The sequence below is a fragment of the Ralstonia sp. 22086 genome, from assembly GCF_052045975.1.
Classification (GTDB): Bacteria; Pseudomonadota; Gammaproteobacteria; order Burkholderiales; family Burkholderiaceae; genus Ralstonia; species Ralstonia wenshanensis.
This window is the reverse complement of record NZ_JBQEPZ010000006.1, coordinates 45,482-62,369: the sequence shown is the minus strand read 5'-3', so window position 1 is coordinate 62,369 and position 16,888 is coordinate 45,482. Positions and strand designations below refer to the sequence as shown.

The following is a 16,888-nucleotide window of genomic DNA, read 5'->3' as shown; positions in this document are numbered from 1 at the left end:
TCGGCCTCAGAAGTTCTTGCGCAGGTCCATACCCGCGTACAGCGGCGCGACCTGCTCATAGCCGTTGAACATCAGCGTCTTGCGCTTGGGTGCGAAGAGGCCGCCAAAGCCGCCCTTGTCTTCGCCGATGCGGCGCTCGGTGGCCTGGCTCCATCGCGGGTGGTCCACGGTCGGGTTCACATTGGAATAGAAGCCATATTCGTTGGCCGCAGCAATGTTCCAACTCGTCGGCGGCTGCTTGTCGACAAACCGGATCTTGACGATGGACTTGGCGCTCTTGAAGCCGTACTTCCACGGCACGATCACGCGCACGGGCGCACCGTTCTGATTCGGCAGCACCTGGCCGTAGAGCCCGAAGGTGAGGAGCGCCAAGGGATGCATCGCCTCGTCCAGGCGCAGGCCTTCGCTGTACGGCCACTCCAGCACGGGGCTGCTGATGCCGGGCATCTGGCGCTTGTCGGCCAGCGAGATGAATTGGATGTACTTGGCGCTGCCCTGGGGCTCCACCCGCTTGATCAGCTCGGCCAGCGGAAAGCCCACCCACGGAATCACCATCGACCAGCCCTCGACGCAACGCAGGCGGTAGACGCGCTCTTCCATCGGCGCGAGCTTCATCAGGTCGTCCAGATCGTAAGTTCTGGGCGTCTTCACCAAGCCCTCCACGCTGACTTGCCAGGGGTGCGGGCGCAGCGTGCCGGCATAGCGCGCCGGGTCGGCTTTGTCGGTGCCGAACTCGTAAAAGTTGTTGTACGTGGTGACCTGGTCGTACGGGGTCGCTTTCTCCACGGTTGTGTACGCCGGATTCGGCTTGCCGGCCAGCTTGGCCAGCGACGGGTTGGCGGCAAAGGCCTCGCGTGAGGCCCACGGCGCCAGCGTTGCGCCGGCAGCGCCCATGGCGGCAGCGGCCAAAAAGCGACGGCGCTGCTCGAAGATGTGCTGCGGCGTGATCTCGCTGGCGGGGATGTCGTCGCCACGCAGCCAGCGGTCAGTCTTGATCAACATGATTCGTGGTCCTCGTTGTGCGGGAGCGCTGTCCCATGTGCGTTGGTCGTGCCCGCGCCGCCAACCTGACAGCGTGCGGGAAAAAAAGTTAGTGCTATTCCTTGCGGGGCGCAGGCCCGGTGAATTCGCTGTACTGCCGATAGACCATCTGGGCCACCTCCAGCAACTGCGTCCGCGCCAGCGGGCCGGCGACCGCAAACCCCAGACCGCGATCCGCCCAATAGAACGCCATCGGTGGCGGGTGATCCACCGCAGGATGAATCGCCTGCAGCACGCGGTTGTCGGGCGCGAGCGTCTCAAGCCGGAAGCCGGTATCGCGATTGTTCGGCATGCGCCGCAACTGCACGGAGATCCGCGTGCCGCCCGGCCCCTCGTACATCAGCATGGCCGTCGGCGCATCCGCCACGACCGTCTGGCGCCCCCCGATGAGCCGGTAGCCGAGCGACGTCAGGTCTGGAATACGCAACTGCGCATCAAGCCGCCGCGACAACCATGTGACGAGATGCGCCTCTTCGCCAGCCGGCACCTCCACCATGTGTTTGGACTCGGGAGAAAAGACGACGTGCGATACGAGTGCATCGTTCGCGAAACGTTGCATGGGCATGGTGCGCTCGACGGCACCTCGGCCGAGCCAACCGGCACCTGAGCCGATGGCCAGGCAGGCGACGCTCAGCGCCACCACACTCCAGCCGCGCATCGCGCCAAAGCCGCCGGCCGTCGGGCGACGTGCTGCCGCCAAGATTGCCGCCGGAATGCGGCGCTGCGGCACCGGTTCGTTGAGCAGCGGATCGAGCGCGTGGTGCAATTGCGCGTCCGTCCTGCGCCAGCCCGCGACCTCGGCGGCTGCGTGCGGGTGCGCAGCAAGATAAGCCTCCACGACGGCGCGCCGTGCCGCGGGCAAGCGGCCGTCAGCATAGGCGTGAAGTTCGTCGATATGAATGGAATTGGAGGACATGGCGAGCCTCACTTCACGCGGTGCAGCGCTGCGCTGCTCCCGTCGCCAGACACCGCCGTTGCACGGGACGCGGCGGGCGAGCCATCCAGCGCCACGCGCATCCGCTCACGCGCCCGCGACAGCCGCGACATCACCGTGCCCACCGGCACGCCCAGCACGTCGGCGGCTTCCTTGTAGGCGAACTGCTCCAGACCGACGAGCAGCAGTACCGCCCGCTGGTCTTCGGGCAGCGTCGCCAGCGCACGCAGCAAGTCGCGGCGCAAACCGGGGTCGTCGTCGACGGGGATCTCGGGAGGTGAGTCGCTCAGCTCGATCCGATCCGGCCGGCGCACGGCGTTCAGGTGCAGCCGATGCATGATGGTGAGCAGCCAGGCAAACAACCCGTCGCCCTCGCCCTTTGCGCCAATCTGCCCGATCGGCCCAAGCCTGGGCCGCAGCTGGAACCGCCAGCGATAACGCCAGGCGCGTTCCAGCGTGTCCTGGACAAGATCATCGGCACGGCTGGCATCCCGCATCAGGCCGCGCGCGTGTCGGCGCAGGCGTGGCGTGAGCGCAATCAGCCGGCTGGCCAGGTCGGACATGTGGGCGAGAGCGAAGGCGGGGGGGCTTACGGCTTGGCGATGTGCCAAACGTTCATGAAGCCGTCTCCGGTCTGATCACCGGGCATCTTGTCCTTGGTCCAGAGGTAGAGCGGCTTGCCGCGATAGGCCCACTGCTTCTTGCCGTCGTCGCGCGTGATGATGGTGTAATCGCCGGACGGCTTGTCGGCGTCATTGGCAGCCAGCGGCGGCCAGTTCTCGGCGCACTTGCCGTTGCAGGCACTCTTGCCGGCCGTGGCGTCACGGTCGAACGTGTAGAGCGCCATGCCGTGCTGATCCGTAAGCGTGCCGTTGGTCACCTTGACGGCCGATGGCGTGGACGACCCGCCCATGCCCATACCCATGCCGCTGCAGCCTGCCAAACCGAATGCGGCAAGCAGCGCGGCGCCGGCCAATGCGGCGCGCGGATTGAACAACTTCTGGGAAGCTGCGGACTGGCTCATCTTGTTCTCCTGGGATGGAGGGGCGCGCCGATCGCGCCCTCACTGAGCAGTAAACACGCTAGGCGCGTCTTTATTCCAGTCCGCCGAGATTTTTTTGTGACTGACGGCTTACAGCTCGCCGTAGCTGTGCAGGCCTGAGAGGAACATGTTCACGCCCAGGAAGGCGAACGTCGTCACCAACAGGCCAATCAGCGCCCACCAGGCCGCCATGCGGCCACGCAGGCCCTTCATCAGGCGCATGTGCAGCCACGCCGCGTAGTTCAGCCAAACGATCAGCGCCCAGGTTTCCTTCGGATCCCAGCTCCAGTAGCCGCCCCAGGCGTCAGCCGCCCACAGCGCACCGAGAATCGTGGCGATGGTGAAGAACGCAAACCCGACGGTGATGGCCTTGTACATCACGTCGTCCAGCACTTCGAGCGACGGAAGGCGATCGGCGAGCACGCCGCGCTCCTTCAGCAGATAAGCCGCGCCCACCATGGCCGACAGCGCGAACGTGCCGTACCCGATGAAATTGGCCGGTACGTGGATCTTCATCCACCAGCTTTGCAGTGCCGGCACCAGCGGCTGGATCTCCTGCGCGCTGCGCGACACCGTGTACCACAGCAGAAAACCCACCGCTGCCGACACCACCAGCATCACGAACGGCCCCAGCGCGCGCGTCTTGTAACGCTGCTCGTAGTACAGATAGAACAGCGAGGTGATCAGCGTAAAGAGGATGAACACCTCGTACAGATTCGAGATGGGGATGTGGCCAATGTCTGCGCCCACCAGGTACGACTCATACCACCGCACCAGCATGCCGGTCAGGCCGAGCACCACGGCCGCCCAGCACAGCTTGCTGCCGATCGATCCACCCGCTTCCCAGCGCAGCAGAAAACCCGTCCAGAAAAACAGCGTGGACAGGAAGATCAGTGCGCTCATCCACAGGATGGCCGACTGGCTCGCAAGGAAATACTTGAGGAAGAAGGCGTGTTCAGCGCGGGCGAGATCCGGGCCATTGGCGCCGGCATATTGCGAGATACCGAACAGCGCCAGCACGGCGATGCCGATCATCAGCACGCGCACCGGCTTCCATGTCCAGCCCAGCCATGCGAAGGCGGGCACGGCGGCGACGAGAATGCCGCGCTCGTAGCCATCCATATAAGCGCCATAGCGGGAAAAGGCATAACCAGCGCCGGCCGCCAGCATTGCAGCAAACAGCCAGTCAAACCAGCCTAGGCGGCGGAAATACGATGGGCGTTGCAACGCGCCCAGATCGGCGCTCGCCATGGTCGTTTGGGGATTGCTCGCTTCCATCACCGGCTCACTTCGTTGGTTTGGGGTCGACGCTCGCTGCACCGGCGGCATCGGGGGCGCTCGGGGCTCCTGCCGCGGCGCGAATATCGTGCTTGAGGCGCTCGAACTCGCGGTCAAAGTCGAGCGTGCGGCGCATGGTCGACATGGCTGTGAGCACATGTGCGCCGGAGACGCTTTCGTTGGCCTGACCGGATTGCGGCCGGATCCACAGCCACCAGCGGCGCTCTCGCACGTAAAACATCGAGAACACGCCCAGCACCAGCAGCAACGACCCAAGATACACGATGTTTTTGCCCGGCGCACGTGTGAGCTGGAACACGCTGGCCTGCACTTGCTGGAAGTCGGTCAGTTGCAGATACACCGGTGCACCGTAGAAGGCATTGTCCGACAGCGCGTTGATGGCGCTCTGCAACCACTGACTGCTGGCGGCATCCACAATGGGGGCCGGTTGGCCGTCCTGCGCGCGGGCCAGTTGCCACAGCTCCCACATCGAGCTGTTGATGATCTTCATCAGCACATCGGCGGCCTTCTCGCGCTCGCCTTCAGGCACCGATTTCTGCAGGAAGGTAGCGACTGCGGCAAAGCCGCCCTGCGCACCCGCGGAGCCGTCCTTTACATCGGCAGCGCCAGCAAAGAGGTCGAGCGCGCGACGGGCGCTTTCCATCAACTGGTTGCGCAGTTCCGCACGCTGCTCGCCAGGCATGGAGAGCAGCGCAAACCGGCGCGCCGCTTCGCCCCGCATCGCCGGATTTTGCAGCGCAGCGCGCAGGCGCATCCAGTCGCGAACGGTGCCTTGTGCGTCCGCAGGAATGCGCAGGTAGCGGAACGGCTCGTCGGGCTGTGAACGCATGCCGGCGAGGAACACCGACTGCCCGTCCAGCGTGACCGGCTGCATGTAATTGCTGAACTCGTGCGCCTGCCCGTTGGCGTCGCGCAGCTTGTACTGCACCGAGGGGCCGACGTTGCGCAGGTCGCGGTCGCGCGTCATCTTGGTCACGTTGCCAAGCTCCGCGCGCAGACCACTTTCCGCACCGCCCTTCTTGCCGACCCCGCGAGCGTCCTGCTTGCCGGAGGCGTCCGTCACCGTTTCGACATTCATCAGGCGGAAGTCGGAGAACTCGACCGTGTAATCGCCGCCCTTGCCGGTGAGCTTGGAGCTTTCGCCCACGACGCCCGACATGTCGAACGTCTTGGCGTTATCACCTTGCATCGGGAAGCCGGTCAGCTTGAGTTTCGAGCCGCCATCTTCGAAGCTCGACTGGTAGATCGCCACGCCGTCATACACGAACGGCTTGTTCACCTCCACGCGTGCGGCGGTCTGCTTGCCGGTACGACGGTCGGTCACGACGATGTCGCTGGCGAACAGCTTTGGCATGCCGGTCGAATAATGCTCAACCGTGAACTTCTTGAGCGTGATCATGAACGGCAGGTCCTGGATCAGCGCGCCATCGGCGATGTTCAGGATCGCCGTGCTGACGCTCGAACCTTCCGGCACGAACGCATTGCCGCGAAAGCCGGGGTTCGAGGTCGAGAGCCGATGTTCCGGGCCGATGTCGCTGATGACCGCATTGCCCTTGATGGGCGACTTGCCGCCAAACCACATCTGCGCGCGGATCATCATGTCGCCGTCCAGCAGCCCGCCGATGCAGATCACGACGATGGCCGTGTGCGCAAGGATGTAGCCGATCTTGTTGCCCGCCCCAGCCTTTGCGGTGATCAGCGTCGCACCACCCTCTCGCGCGAACGCCTTGATGCGGAAGCCGCGGTTCTGCGCAAGTGCGGCCAGGCGAGCGATGACGGTTGCGGTAGCGACGGGCGAATCAAATTCGTCGCGGTGATGGAACGCGCGCAGGCTGCCTTCACGCACGTTCTCGCGCCAGGTGCGCATGTCGGCCAGCATCTTGGGGGCGTTGCGCACGATGCACAGCGAGGTCGACACCACCAAAAACGCCAGGATCAGCAGAAACCACCAGGCGCTATAGACGGTGGGCAGCGTCAGCGAGCGGAACACGTCGGCCCAGAACGGCCCGAACTGGTTGACGTAGTTCGGATACGGATCGTTCTGTTTGAGCACCGTGCCGATCACGCTGGCAATGGCGATCACCGTCAGCAGGCTGATGGCAAAGCGCATCGACGACAGCAGCTCGACCGTTTCACGCAGGGCGCGACGGCGGGAGCGGATCTGGACGCCGGAAGTGGAGACCGAAGACATGCTGGGAGACAACCTGTTCAGAAACGAAAACAGGGTGGCGATGCCAGGCGCATTGCCACCCTGTTCTTCTTGTTGATTGTGCGACCGTCACATGACGGCCGGGTGCGGCAGATTAGCGCAGGCCCGCAATGTAGTCGGCTACCGCCTTGATCTGCTGGGCCGTCATGCGACCAGCCAAGTCGCGCATCTGTACGCTGTTCTTGCGGGTGCCGCTTTGGAACGCAACCAGTTGAGCTTCAGTGTATTCGGAGAACTGACCTGCAATACGCGGATATTGCGCCGGGATACCGGCACCCGTCGGGCCGTGACAGCCTGCGCATGCTGCGATACCGCGCTTGGCGTCGCCGCCGCGATACAGCTTCTGGCCCAGCTCGATGGTGTCTTTGCTCTTGGCCGAACCGGGCTTCCAAGCCGGTTGCTTACCCAGGTAGGCACCAATGTCCTTCATGTCCTGGTCCGACAGCGCGCCGGCATACAGGGACATGACCGGCTGGTTACGGTCGGTCTTGGCCTTGAAATCCTTGAGCTGCTTTTCGATGTATTCGGCGTGCTGGCCAGCCAGCTTCGGGTTGACGTTCATGGCGCTGTTGCCGCCGGCGCCGTGACAACTGGCACATGCGGGCACGCCATTGGCGGGCACACCGGTGTTGAAAATCGTTTCGCCGCGCGCGGCGTCGGCCTTGGCGACTTTTTGCTCTTCGGCATGGGCCATGGAAAAGACCGATGCCAGGGACAGCGCTGCGACAGCAAAAACGTTCGCGATGCGGTTCATTCGCACACCTTGTTTAGATTGTTTTCGAATGCTGCGTGCGCCGCCCAATGCGGGACCCTGCGGCGCCGGGCATCCCCTTCTCCTCGTGCCAGATCAGCGCATGAAAACGGACCGGCCCGGGCCTCGGGGCGGTCCTGCGACGGATCTGGTGGGGACGTCCGTAAACCGGCGTATTGTACAATAACACCTCTGCAATGCGACCTCGCGGCGCAGCAACCACGCAGTTCTGAACTGCAGTTTACAGGTACTGCCGCGCATGTCGCTCCTGCATCAAGCCCGTTTCTTCATCACCGTCAATCATCTGCGTGATTTACCGGCGACCGCCGTGCCGGAAGTTGCGTTTGCGGGCCGCTCCAACGCAGGCAAATCCACCGCGATCAACATCCTGTGCAATCAGAAGCGGCTCGCCTTTTCCAGCAAGACGCCTGGCCGCACGCAGCACATCAACTATTTCTCGGTGATGCCCGCCAAGGCGGAGGACCCGCTCGGTTTCCTGGTCGACCTGCCCGGTTACGGCTATGCCGAAGCGCCCGGCGAGACCAAATCGCACTGGGTTCATCTTCTGGGCGACTACGTCAAGGCGCGCCAGCAGCTCGCCGGCCTCGTCATCATGATGGACGCGCGCCGCCCGTTTACCGACCTCGATTGCCAGATGGTCGAGTGGTTCCTGCCGACAGGTAAGCCGATCCACGTGCTGCTCACGAAAGCGGACAAGCTGACCAACAACGATGCCTCGCGCGCACTCATGGCCGCACGCAAGGTGCTGGCCGATTACCGCGCGCAGATCGACGGCGATGTTTCGCTCACGGTGCAGCTGTTCTCCAGCCTGAAGCGTCGCGGCATCGAAGAGGCGCAGCGAATTGTCGCAGGCTGGCTGTGCCTGCCGGAGGCGCTGGAGCCCGAGCCGCAAGCCGAGCAGGCAAAAAAAACCCCGTCGCCAAACACGCAACGGGGGTAACGACCCCATCGAGCCATCGATGGGAACCCGCGTCAGGGAGGAGCCGCGGGGAACGCTGCATCAGCGTCGCTGGCGCATTGTCCGTGCATAGGATGGATAATCGCGACAAAGGTTTCGAAACTTCACAGTGTGTTCTTAGGGTCTGCTGAAATGATCGCGAGCTTCCCCGACCATCGTCCGCGCCGCATGCGCCGCGACGATTTCTCCCGCCGCATGATGCGCGAATCGCGCCTCACTGCTGACGACCTGATCTACCCGGTCTTCATCCTCGAAGGCACGAATGTGCGACAGGCCGTGCCGTCGATGCCGGGTGTCGAGCGCGTGTCGATCGATGTATTGCTGAGCGTCGCCGAGCAGTGCGTGCAGCTTGGCATTCCGGTGCTTGCACTCTTCCCCGTTATCGAGCCCTCGCTCAAAACGCCGGATGGTATCGAGGCCACCAATGCCGACGGCTTGATCCCGCGCGCGGTAAAGGCGCTCAAGGCGCGCTTCCCTGAATTGGGCATCCTGACCGATGTGGCGCTCGATCCGTACACGAGCCATGGCCAGGACGGCGTGCTCGACACCAACGGCTATGTGCTCAACGAAGAGACGGTGGATATCCTGATGCGCCAGGCGCTGGTGCAGGCTGCGGCAGGCGTGGACATCGTCGCGCCATCCGACATGATGGACGGCCGTATCGGCGCGATTCGCCTGGCGCTGGAGAATGACGACCACATCCACACGCGCATCATGGCCTACGCGGCAAAGTACGCTTCGGCGTTCTACGGCCCGTTCCGTGACGCGGTGGGCTCGGCCGCCAATCTGGGCAAGAGCAACAAAATGACTTACCAGATGGATCCGGCCAACTCGGACGAAGCACTGCGCGAAGTGGCGCTCGACATCGCCGAAGGGGCCGACATGGTGATGGTCAAGCCCGGCATGCCATATCTCGATATCGTGCGCCGCGTGAAAGATGAGTTCCGCTTTCCGACGTACGTCTATCAGGTCAGCGGTGAATACGCGATGCTGAAAGCCGCCGCGCAGAACGGCTGGCTGGATCACGACAAGGTCGTGCTGGAATCGCTGCTGGCATTCAAACGCGCCGGGGCGAACGGCATCCTGACATATTTTGCGCTGGACGCCGCACGCCTGCTGCGCGCGTAATCAGGCCGTCGGCTTGACTGCCTGTGTCGTGCCGATCGCGCGGCGCAGGCTTTCCAGGAACGTGTCGGCGCGCTCAAAGCCAACCACACGCGCCTTCAGTTCGCGACCCTGCGCATCGAAGAAGATCGTGCCGGGCGGACCGAACAGGCCGAAGCGTTTGAGCAAGGCTTGGTCATCAGCGTTGTTGGCCGTCACGTCGGCCTGCAGCAGCACCACATCGGCAAGCGCCTTGTGCACACGCGCATCGGTGAAGGTCAGGCGCTCCATCTCTTTGCAGCTGACGCACCAGTCGGCGTAGAAATCGAGCATCACCGCACGCCCCGATGCGCTCGCGTTGCGCACTTCGGTGTCGAGTTCGGCGATGCTCTTCACGCGCTTGAATATCACGCCGCGTGTTTCCGCTTGCGCGGACGTGCCCGCCGATGCGCGAATCAGTCCGCCCAGCGGTTGCAGCGGATCGCGGCCCCCGGCGGCGACACCGACCAGTTGCGCCGCCCCCGCCAGCGCGAGCACCACACCCGCGACCTTGCCCAAGCGCTGCACGTTGCCTGCGCCATCCGGCAGCGAATCGAACGTCCGCAGAAACACGGCCGCACCGATCAACAACCCACCCCACGCGACCATCACCGCCCAGGCCGGCAACACCGGCTGCACGATCCACAGCGCCACCGCCAGCAGGATGAAACCGAACACCGCTTTGGTGACGATCAACCAATGGCCAGCACGCGGCAGCAAGTTGCCCGCCCCCACACCTACGAGCACAAGCGGCACGCCCATGCCGATCGACATCGCAAACAACGCCATGCCCCCGATGGCTGCGTTGCCCGTCTGCGCGATGTAGGCCAGCGCACCCGCCAACGCCGGCGTCACACACGGGGACACGATCAACGCCGACAGCGCGCCCATCACGACGGCTCCCACAATCTCGCCGCCGCCATGCTTGCTGGAAGCTTTTGTCAGGTGATCGCGCCAAGCCGCCGGCAATTGCAGTTCATACAGCCCGAACATCGATAGCGACAGCGCCACCATCAAGACAGCAAACGCGCCCAGCACCCACGCATTCTGCAGCGCGGCTTGCAGCCCCTGCCCGGCCAAACCGGCTGCCACACCCACGGCGGTATAGACGACGGCCATACCGAGCACGTAAGCCGTCGACACGATTGCTGCACGCGAGCGCGTCGCATGTTCGCCGACCACGATCGCCGACAAGATCGGCAGCATGGGCAGCACGCACGGCGTGAAGGTCAGCAGCAGCCCGAGCCCAAAGAACAACGCCGCGATCGCTCCAAGATTGCCGCTGCCGAGCGTGCTGGCGATGCGGCCGAGGACATCCCCGGAACTGGCATCGCCACCGCCCGCGGAAGACATGCCCGACAACGAGGCGGCGGGCTCCACCAGGAAACGGCTCTTCATCGGCGGATAGCACAGGCCCTGATCTGCACACCCTTGCGACGTGACGATCAGCGTGAAAGGCGCACTGGCGTTCTGGGCTTTCACACGGAATGCAACGTCATGCCGGTAGGTCTCGACGTCCTTGTTGAACGTCTCGTCAAACTTGACCTTGCCTGCCGGCATGTCAGGGGGTGCCAGCGTGACGGTCGCCGGATCCGCCGCCACCGCGAAGCGCTCGCGATACATGTAGTAGCCGTCGGCAATAGCGAACCTCACTTCGACGGTCTGGCTGTCGACCTGTTTGGCGGCGAAGCGGAATGCCTGCTCGGGTGGCAGGAAATCGTCAGCAGCAAGCGCGCGCATGGGCAGCGTCGCCACTGCGACGAGCAACATCACCAACTGGACGACACGTCGGACGGACGCGAACGGAAAAAGGGTCATATCAACGGCACTCGAACATCAATTGGAAGGCTGGCGCGTTTCGTGGGCCACCCACGCAAGATACGCCGGCAAGCCTGCTGCCACCGGTACAGCGATGATCTCGGGGACCTCGTACGGATGCGCCTTGCGTAACGCCAGCTCCAACGCCGGGTAGGCTGCGTGCGTGGTCTTGATCAGCAGCGGGATCTCGGCGGCGTGCTCGATCGCACCATTCCACCAGTACGTCGACGCGCAAGCCGGCAAGCGATTGACGCATGCTGCTGCACGAGATTCCAGCACGACCTTGGTTACGCGATCCGCACTATCGGCGTCGGGCAAATTGGTCAGCACGAGCAGTACTTCGGTTCCGGCGGACATAGGTACTCCAGGGATGCACGCTGACAGCTAGAACACCGAAAGCGGGCAACAAAAAAGCCAGGATGCGAATCCTGGCTTCATTGTAATGCGCGCCGCAGCACGCATTCTTGGGCTTGGCCAACGCGACGCCATGTCGCGCCGGCAAACCTGGGCTGACCTTACTCGGCAGCGCCGTCGACTTCCACAGCTTCGGCAACTTCCGGACGGTCGAGCAGCTCGACCAGCGCCATCGGCGCATTGTCGCCCTGACGGAAGCCGAACTTCAGGATACGGGTGTAGCCGCCCGGACGGGTCGCGAAACGCGGGCCCAGTTCGTTGAACAGCTTGGTAACCATGTCGCGATCGCGCAGGCGGGCAAATGCCAGACGGCGGTTGGCGACGGTGTCCTTCTTGGCCAGCGTGATCAGCGGCTCGACAACCTTGCGCAGTTCCTTGGCCTTCGGCAGCGTGGTCTTGATCAGCTCGTGCTGCAGCAGCGAGTTGGACATGTTGCGCAGCATCGCGAGACGGTGCGACGAGGTGCGGTTCAGTTTCCGCAAACCATGACGGTGACGCATGATGATTCCTTCTTAGGAGTGTTTGACCAGCTCTTCTATCGCCGCCACTTGTACAACGCGGCGTGGCGCGGGCCGGTAGCCTTAAAAATAAGCCACCCAAAACGGCGATGGCGAGAAAACCGGCCGATGCTCACGCACCGGCCGACGATTACGATTTACTTCTCGAGACCTGCGGGCGGCCAGTTCTCGAGCTTCATGCCGAGCGTCAGGCCACGCGATGCGAGGACTTCCTTGATCTCGTTGAGCGACTTGCGACCCAGGTTCGGGGTCTTGAGCAGTTCGTTCTCGGTACGTTGGATCAGGTCGCCGATGTAATAGATGTTCTCGGCCTTCAGGCAGTTGGCCGAACGCACCGTCAGTTCCAGGTCGTCGACCGGGCGCAGCAGGATCGGATCGATCTGCGGCGCACGAGCAGCGGCGGCCTCCGCGGCGCTTTCGGTGCCCTCCAGCGCGGCGAACACCGACAGCTGATCAACCAGGATGCGAGCCGACTGGCGAATCGCCTCTTCCGGCGAGATCACGCCGTTGGTCTCGATGTTCATCACCAGTTTGTCGAGATCGGTACGCTGCTCCACACGTGCAGACTCCACCGCGTACGACACACGGCGCACCGGTGCGAACGACGCGTCCAGCACGATACGGCCGATAACCTTGCTCGACTCATCGCCAAACTTGCGCACGTTGCCCGGCACATAGCCGCGGCCTTGCTCGACCTTCAACTGCAGATCCAGCTTGCCTCCGGCCGACAGGTTGGCGATCACGTGACCCGGATTGATGATCTCGACATCGTGCGGCAGCTCGATATCGGCGGCGGTCACCACACCCTCACCTTCCTTGCGCAGCGACACCGTGACTTCATCACGATTGTGCAGCTTGAACACCACGCCCTTCAGGTTCAGCAGCAGGTTGACGACGTCTTCTTGCACGCCATCAATGGTGGAATATTCGTGGACGACCCCAGCGATCGTAACTTCGGTCGGAGCATAGCCGACCATCGACGACAGCAGCACGCGGCGCAGCGCGTTACCGAGCGTGTGGCCGTAGCCGCGCTCGAACGGTTCCATGACGACCTTCGCGTGATGATCGCCAAGCGGCTCAACCGCAATAATTTTGGGCTTCAGGAGTGCTGTTTGCATTAGGTTGTCCTATTTCAATACCCTCGGCTCGTTACACCGATAAGGCTGACGGATTGGACTGGAAAGGTTCCATCGCGGACGTTGCGACGGAAGACGCACATGCCGCAATCGCGTTGCGGCACGTAACGATTCGGATTGGATCGGCGCCCAAATATCGCAGGCGCGTGAACACAATATCGTTGACGATGAGCGTCCCCAGAAGGCGCACGAGCCCGCACTTTGCAGTACGGGCGTCGTCATTAACGCGAATACAGTTCGACAATCAGGCTTTCGTTGATGTCGCCAGCGATATCCGCACGATCCGGGGCTTGCTTGAAGGTGCCTTCCATCTTCTTGGCGTCCACGGCAACCCAGATCGGGAAACCAGTCTGCTCGGCCAGCGACAGCGATTCCGCAATACGCACTTGCTTCTTCGACTTTTCGCGGATGGCAATCACGTCGCCCGACTTGACCTGAGCCGACGGCACGTTCAGAGCTTGGCCGTTCACCAGGATCGCCTTGTGCGACACCAGTTGACGCGCTTCTGCGCGGGTCGAGCCGAAGCCCATGCGGTAAACGACGTTATCCAGGCGCGATTCCAACAGTTGCAGCAGGGTTTCACCCGTGTTGCCCTTGCGGCGATCGGCTTCGGCGAAGTAACGGCGGAATTGACGCTCCAGCACGCCATAGATGCGCTTGACCTTCTGCTTTTCACGCAGTTGGTTACCGTAGTCGGAGGTGCGGGCGCCGGAAGTGCGGCCGTGCTGACCAGGCTTGCTGTCCAGCTTGCACTTGTCGGCGAGCGAGCGGCGTGCGCTCTTCAGGAAAAGGTCAGTACCTTCGCGGCGAGACAGTTTCGCCTTGGGACCGGTATAGCGTGCCACGTTATGTTCCTTCGTTATCAGTCATCCGTGGCGCACGGCCGCGGATGGTCCGCCGCTCAGCCCCAACAACGGGACCGCAGCGAACAGTGGGCTTATGAAAAGACAAAACCCGCCTTCCGGGAAATTCGGAAGACAGGCAAGCGAGCAAGTATAGCACCCGCGGACCAGCCTCGCCAGCAACTGGAGAGGCTGGTCGAATCACTTAGATACGACGACGCTTCGGCGGACGGCAGCCGTTGTGCGGCACCGGCGTCACGTCTTCGATCAACTGGATCTTGATACCCAGATTGTTCAGTGCACGCACCGCCGACTCACGACCCGGGCCCGGGCCCTTGATGCGCACTTCCAGGTTCTTGATGCCTTGGTCCTGCGCCACGCGGCCAGCACTCTCGGCTGCCACCTGAGCAGCGAAAGGCGTGGATTTACGCGAGCCCTTGAAGCCTTGGCCACCCGACGTCGCCCACGACAGAGCGTTGCCCTGACGGTCGGTGATCGTGATGATCGTGTTGTTGAACGACGCGTGAACGTGCGCGATGCCGTCGGCGACGTTCTTGCGAACCTTCTTGCGCGCGCGCTGGGCGGCGGTATTCGCTGCTTTTGCCATAGTTCCTATCCTTTACCCGACGGATTACTTCTTGAGCGCGACGCCGGCCTTGCGCGGACCCTTACGGGTACGGGCATTGGTGCGGGTACGCTGACCACGCATCGGCAGGCCCTTGCGATGGCGCACGCCACGGTAGCAGCCCAGATCCATCAGGCGCTTGATGTTCATCGTCGTTTCGCGGCGCAGGTCGCCTTCGACGAGGAACTTCTCGATTTCCTTACGCAGCGCGTCCTGGTCCGGATCCGTCAGGTCCTTGACCTTCTTGTCGGTCGGGATACCAGTAGCCTCGCAAATCTTCTGAGCGCGCGAGCGGCCGATACCGTAGATCGCCGTCAGGCCAATCACGGTATGTTTGTGGTTGGGGATGTTGACCCCTGCGATACGTGCCATTCGTCAATCCTCTTTGCGAAATTAGCCTTGGCGCTGCTTATGACGCGGGTCCGACGAGCAGATCACACGCACCACGCCCTTGCGCTTGATGATTTTGCAGTTGCGGCAAATGCGCTTAACAGAAGCCAGCACTTTCATGATTTTCCTCTTCCTTCAATTCCAGTCCGCTCACTTCGCCCGGAATACGATGCGCGCGCGGGACAGATCATACGGGGTCAATTCGACCGTCACCTTGTCCCCGGGCAAGATGCGGATGTAATGCATGCGCATCTTGCCGGAAATATGGCCTAACACTACGTGGCCGTTCTCTAGCTTGACGCGAAACGTTGCGTTGGGGAGGTTTTCCAGCACCTCGCCCTGCATCTGGATCACGTCATCTTTAGCCATGTCCCTTCAGGTTCGTGCGATCACTCCTAGCGGAGCGTCAGGTTTCCCTTGAAATTCGCCTTCTTCATCAAAGACTCGTACTGCTGAGACATCACGTAGGACTGCACTTGCGCCATGAAGTCCATCGTGACGACCACGATGATCAACAGGGACGTCCCACCGAAGTAGAACGGCACATTCCAACGCAGCACCAAGAACTCTGGCAACAGACACACCAGCGTGATGTAGATCGCACCCGCCAGGGTCAAACGCACCAGAATCTTGTCGATATACCGCGTGGTTTGCTCGCCCGGACGGATGCCCGGGATGAACGCACCACTCTTCTTCAAGTTATCCGCCACTTCGCGGCTGTTATAGACCAGCGCGGTGTAGAAGAAACAGAAGAAGATGATCGCCGCTGCATACAGCAGGATGTACACCGGCTGACCCGGCGACAGCGTTGCTGCCAGATCCTTGACGACCCGTGCGACCGGATTCGTCGAGTTACCGGCTGTAAACCAGCCCGCGATCGTAGCTGGGAACAGAATGATCGACGATGCAAAGATCGGCGGAATCACCCCAGCCATATTCAACTTCAGCGGCAGATGCGACGACTGTCCGCCATAAATCTTGTTACCAACTTGCCGCTTGGCGTAGTTGACGAGGATCTTGCGCTGGCCGCGTTCAATGAACACGACCACAAACGTCACCGCACCGATAATCGCCACCACGAGGATCGCTGAGAAAATCCCCATCGAACCCGTACGCACCAGCTCGAACAACCCGCCGATCGCGTTGGGGAGGCCCGCAGCAATTCCGCCAAAAATGATGATCGAGATCCCGTTGCCCAGACCGCGCTCGGTGATCTGCTCACCCAGCCACATCAAGAACATCGTGCCCGTCACCAGCGTAATCACTGCGGTGGCCCGGAACATCAGACCCGGATCCAGCACCAGACCCGGCTGCGCTTCAAGCGCCACTGCAATCCCCAGCGCCTGGAACGTTGCCAGGACGACCGTACCGTAGCGCGTGTACTGCGTAATCTTGCGCTGGCCGGCTTGGCCTTCCTTCTTCAACGATTCCAGCTGCGGCAGCACGATCGTCAGCAGTTGCATGATGATCGACGCCGAGATGTACGGCATGATCCCCAGCGCAAACACCGTAAAACGCGACAGCGCGCCGCCGGAGAACAGGTTGAACATCCCAAGGATGCCGCCCGACTGCCGTTGGAAAAGCTGCGCCAGTTGATCCGGGTCGATGCCAGGCACAGGAATGTGCGCGCCGATCCGGTACACCAGCAGTGCCAGAACCAGGAACACCAGCCGACGGCGAAGATCGCCGTACTTGGCCGTGTTCTTGGCCTGGGCCATCACATTAGGTTTCGCCGTGGCCAAACGGA

At 62.6% G+C, this 16,888-nt stretch carries 19 protein-coding genes; 2 read left to right on the top strand and 17 right to left on the bottom strand.

Going from position 1 to position 16,888, the window contains the following annotated elements; translation table 11 throughout:
* Positions 1-6: 6 nt before the first annotated feature.
* The 7 genes from msrP to ACTJK6_RS23085 all read right to left on the bottom strand — a co-directional run bounded on the left by msrP (position 7) and on the right by ACTJK6_RS23085 (position 7,279).
* Positions 7-1,002 carry a protein-methionine-sulfoxide reductase catalytic subunit MsrP gene (gene msrP, locus ACTJK6_RS23115; protein ID WP_260804332.1) on the bottom strand — a complete coding sequence of 332 codons (996 nt, stop codon included), beginning with the start codon at positions 1,000-1,002 and terminating at the stop codon, positions 7-9.
* Positions 1,003-1,096: 94 nt separating this feature from the next.
* A complete protein-coding gene (locus ACTJK6_RS23110; protein WP_440840267.1) occupies positions 1,097-1,957 on the bottom strand; it encodes an anti-sigma factor family protein in 861 nt (286 codons plus the stop codon).
* Positions 1,958-1,965: 8 nt separating this feature from the next.
* Positions 1,966-2,538, bottom strand: coding sequence for an RNA polymerase sigma factor (locus ACTJK6_RS23105; RefSeq protein WP_440840266.1), 573 nt, complete (start codon positions 2,536-2,538; stop codon positions 1,966-1,968).
* Between the two features lie 26 nt (positions 2,539-2,564).
* The gene (locus ACTJK6_RS23100; protein WP_316881415.1) at positions 2,565-2,999 is read right to left on the bottom strand and encodes a COG4315 family predicted lipoprotein; all 435 of its coding nucleotides are present in this window, start codon (positions 2,997-2,999) and stop codon (positions 2,565-2,567) included.
* Between the two features lie 108 nt (positions 3,000-3,107).
* Positions 3,108-4,295 carry a c-type cytochrome biogenesis protein CcsB gene (ccsB, locus tag ACTJK6_RS23095; RefSeq protein ID WP_092975806.1) on the bottom strand — a complete coding sequence of 396 codons (1,188 nt, stop codon included), beginning with the start codon at positions 4,293-4,295 and terminating at the stop codon, positions 3,108-3,110.
* A gap of 7 nt (positions 4,296-4,302) precedes the next feature.
* The gene (locus tag ACTJK6_RS23090) at positions 4,303-6,507 is read right to left on the bottom strand and encodes a cytochrome c biogenesis protein ResB (RefSeq protein WP_440076306.1); all 2,205 of its coding nucleotides are present in this window, start codon (positions 6,505-6,507) and stop codon (positions 4,303-4,305) included.
* Positions 6,508-6,619: 112 nt separating this feature from the next.
* A complete protein-coding gene (locus ACTJK6_RS23085) occupies positions 6,620-7,279 on the bottom strand; it encodes a c-type cytochrome (RefSeq protein ID WP_316881461.1) in 660 nt (219 codons plus the stop codon).
* Between the two features lie 256 nt (positions 7,280-7,535).
* Between ACTJK6_RS23085 and yihA the strand changes: the two genes are divergently transcribed.
* On the top strand, positions 7,536-8,237 hold the full coding sequence (gene yihA / locus ACTJK6_RS23080) for a ribosome biogenesis GTP-binding protein YihA/YsxC (protein ID WP_045203015.1): 702 nt from the start codon (positions 7,536-7,538) through the stop codon (positions 8,235-8,237).
* A gap of 150 nt (positions 8,238-8,387) precedes the next feature.
* Positions 8,388-9,383 (top strand): porphobilinogen synthase, encoded by a 996-nt coding sequence (hemB, locus tag ACTJK6_RS23075; RefSeq protein ID WP_440840265.1) that lies wholly within the window; start codon positions 8,388-8,390, stop codon positions 9,381-9,383.
* On the opposite strand, the gene dsbD is transcribed toward hemB, so the two are convergent.
* The 10 genes from dsbD to secY all read right to left on the bottom strand — a co-directional run bounded on the left by dsbD (position 9,384) and on the right by secY (position 16,859).
* Positions 9,384-11,216 (bottom strand): protein-disulfide reductase DsbD, encoded by a 1,833-nt coding sequence (gene dsbD, locus ACTJK6_RS23070; RefSeq protein ID WP_440840264.1) that lies wholly within the window; start codon positions 11,214-11,216, stop codon positions 9,384-9,386.
* A gap of 18 nt (positions 11,217-11,234) precedes the next feature.
* Positions 11,235-11,573 carry a divalent-cation tolerance protein CutA gene (gene cutA / locus ACTJK6_RS23065; RefSeq protein ID WP_440840263.1) on the bottom strand — a complete coding sequence of 113 codons (339 nt, stop codon included), beginning with the start codon at positions 11,571-11,573 and terminating at the stop codon, positions 11,235-11,237.
* A gap of 158 nt (positions 11,574-11,731) precedes the next feature.
* Positions 11,732-12,130 (bottom strand): 50S ribosomal protein L17, encoded by a 399-nt coding sequence (gene rplQ / locus ACTJK6_RS23060; protein WP_024977878.1) that lies wholly within the window; start codon positions 12,128-12,130, stop codon positions 11,732-11,734.
* 155 nt (positions 12,131-12,285) lie between these two features.
* On the bottom strand, positions 12,286-13,266 hold the full coding sequence (locus ACTJK6_RS23055) for a DNA-directed RNA polymerase subunit alpha (RefSeq protein ID WP_004634508.1): 981 nt from the start codon (positions 13,264-13,266) through the stop codon (positions 12,286-12,288).
* A 239-nt stretch (positions 13,267-13,505) separates the two neighbouring features.
* Positions 13,506-14,129, bottom strand: a complete 624-nt coding sequence (gene rpsD, locus ACTJK6_RS23050) for a 30S ribosomal protein S4 (RefSeq protein ID WP_092975823.1) — start codon at positions 14,127-14,129, stop codon at positions 13,506-13,508.
* 202 nt (positions 14,130-14,331) lie between these two features.
* Positions 14,332-14,733 (bottom strand): 30S ribosomal protein S11, encoded by a 402-nt coding sequence (rpsK, locus tag ACTJK6_RS23045; RefSeq protein ID WP_003264143.1) that lies wholly within the window; start codon positions 14,731-14,733, stop codon positions 14,332-14,334.
* A 24-nt stretch (positions 14,734-14,757) separates the two neighbouring features.
* Positions 14,758-15,123 (bottom strand): 30S ribosomal protein S13, encoded by a 366-nt coding sequence (gene rpsM, locus ACTJK6_RS23040; RefSeq protein WP_004634501.1) that lies wholly within the window; start codon positions 15,121-15,123, stop codon positions 14,758-14,760.
* Between the two features lie 21 nt (positions 15,124-15,144).
* Positions 15,145-15,261, bottom strand: coding sequence for a 50S ribosomal protein L36 (gene rpmJ / locus ACTJK6_RS23035; RefSeq protein WP_003264141.1), 117 nt, complete (start codon positions 15,259-15,261; stop codon positions 15,145-15,147).
* 30 nt (positions 15,262-15,291) lie between these two features.
* On the bottom strand, positions 15,292-15,510 hold the full coding sequence (gene infA, locus ACTJK6_RS23030) for a translation initiation factor IF-1 (RefSeq protein WP_003264140.1): 219 nt from the start codon (positions 15,508-15,510) through the stop codon (positions 15,292-15,294).
* 26 nt (positions 15,511-15,536) lie between these two features.
* A complete protein-coding gene (gene secY / locus ACTJK6_RS23025) occupies positions 15,537-16,859 on the bottom strand; it encodes a preprotein translocase subunit SecY (protein ID WP_009277656.1) in 1,323 nt (440 codons plus the stop codon).
* Positions 16,860-16,888: the final 29 nt, after the last annotated feature.

Bases quoted from the DNA above. Each gene is read 5' to 3' on its own strand.
- rplQ (WP_024977878.1), bottom strand. From the start codon at position 12,130: ATGCGTCACCGTCATGGTTTGCGGAAACTGAACCGCACCTCGTCGCAC.
- rpsK (WP_003264143.1), bottom strand. From the start codon at position 14,733: ATGGCAAAAGCAGCGAATACCGCCGCCCAGCGCGCGCGCAAGAAGGTT.
- secY (WP_009277656.1), bottom strand. From the start codon at position 16,859: ATGGCCCAGGCCAAGAACACGGCCAAGTACGGCGATCTTCGCCGTCGG.
- ACTJK6_RS23100 (WP_316881415.1), bottom strand. From the start codon at position 2,999: ATGAGCCAGTCCGCAGCTTCCCAGAAGTTGTTCAATCCGCGCGCCGCA.
- ccsB (WP_092975806.1), bottom strand. From the start codon at position 4,295: ATGGAAGCGAGCAATCCCCAAACGACCATGGCGAGCGCCGATCTGGGC.
- rpmJ (WP_003264141.1), bottom strand. From the start codon at position 15,261: ATGAAAGTGCTGGCTTCTGTTAAGCGCATTTGCCGCAACTGCAAAATC.
- ACTJK6_RS23055 (WP_004634508.1), bottom strand. From the start codon at position 13,266: ATGCAAACAGCACTCCTGAAGCCCAAAATTATTGCGGTTGAGCCGCTT.
- msrP (WP_260804332.1), bottom strand. From the start codon at position 1,002: ATGTTGATCAAGACTGACCGCTGGCTGCGTGGCGACGACATCCCCGCC.
- rpsM (WP_004634501.1), bottom strand. From the start codon at position 15,123: ATGGCACGTATCGCAGGGGTCAACATCCCCAACCACAAACATACCGTG.
- ACTJK6_RS23085 (WP_316881461.1), bottom strand. From the start codon at position 7,279: ATGAACCGCATCGCGAACGTTTTTGCTGTCGCAGCGCTGTCCCTGGCA.
- ACTJK6_RS23090 (WP_440076306.1), bottom strand. From the start codon at position 6,507: ATGTCTTCGGTCTCCACTTCCGGCGTCCAGATCCGCTCCCGCCGTCGC.
- infA (WP_003264140.1), bottom strand. From the start codon at position 15,510: ATGGCTAAAGATGACGTGATCCAGATGCAGGGCGAGGTGCTGGAAAAC.
- hemB (WP_440840265.1), top strand. From the start codon at position 8,388: ATGATCGCGAGCTTCCCCGACCATCGTCCGCGCCGCATGCGCCGCGAC.
- ACTJK6_RS23105 (WP_440840266.1), bottom strand. From the start codon at position 2,538: ATGTCCGACCTGGCCAGCCGGCTGATTGCGCTCACGCCACGCCTGCGC.
- yihA (WP_045203015.1), top strand. From the start codon at position 7,536: ATGTCGCTCCTGCATCAAGCCCGTTTCTTCATCACCGTCAATCATCTG.
- ACTJK6_RS23110 (WP_440840267.1), bottom strand. From the start codon at position 1,957: ATGTCCTCCAATTCCATTCATATCGACGAACTTCACGCCTATGCTGAC.
- dsbD (WP_440840264.1), bottom strand. From the start codon at position 11,216: ATGACCCTTTTTCCGTTCGCGTCCGTCCGACGTGTCGTCCAGTTGGTG.
- cutA (WP_440840263.1), bottom strand. From the start codon at position 11,573: ATGTCCGCCGGAACCGAAGTACTGCTCGTGCTGACCAATTTGCCCGAC.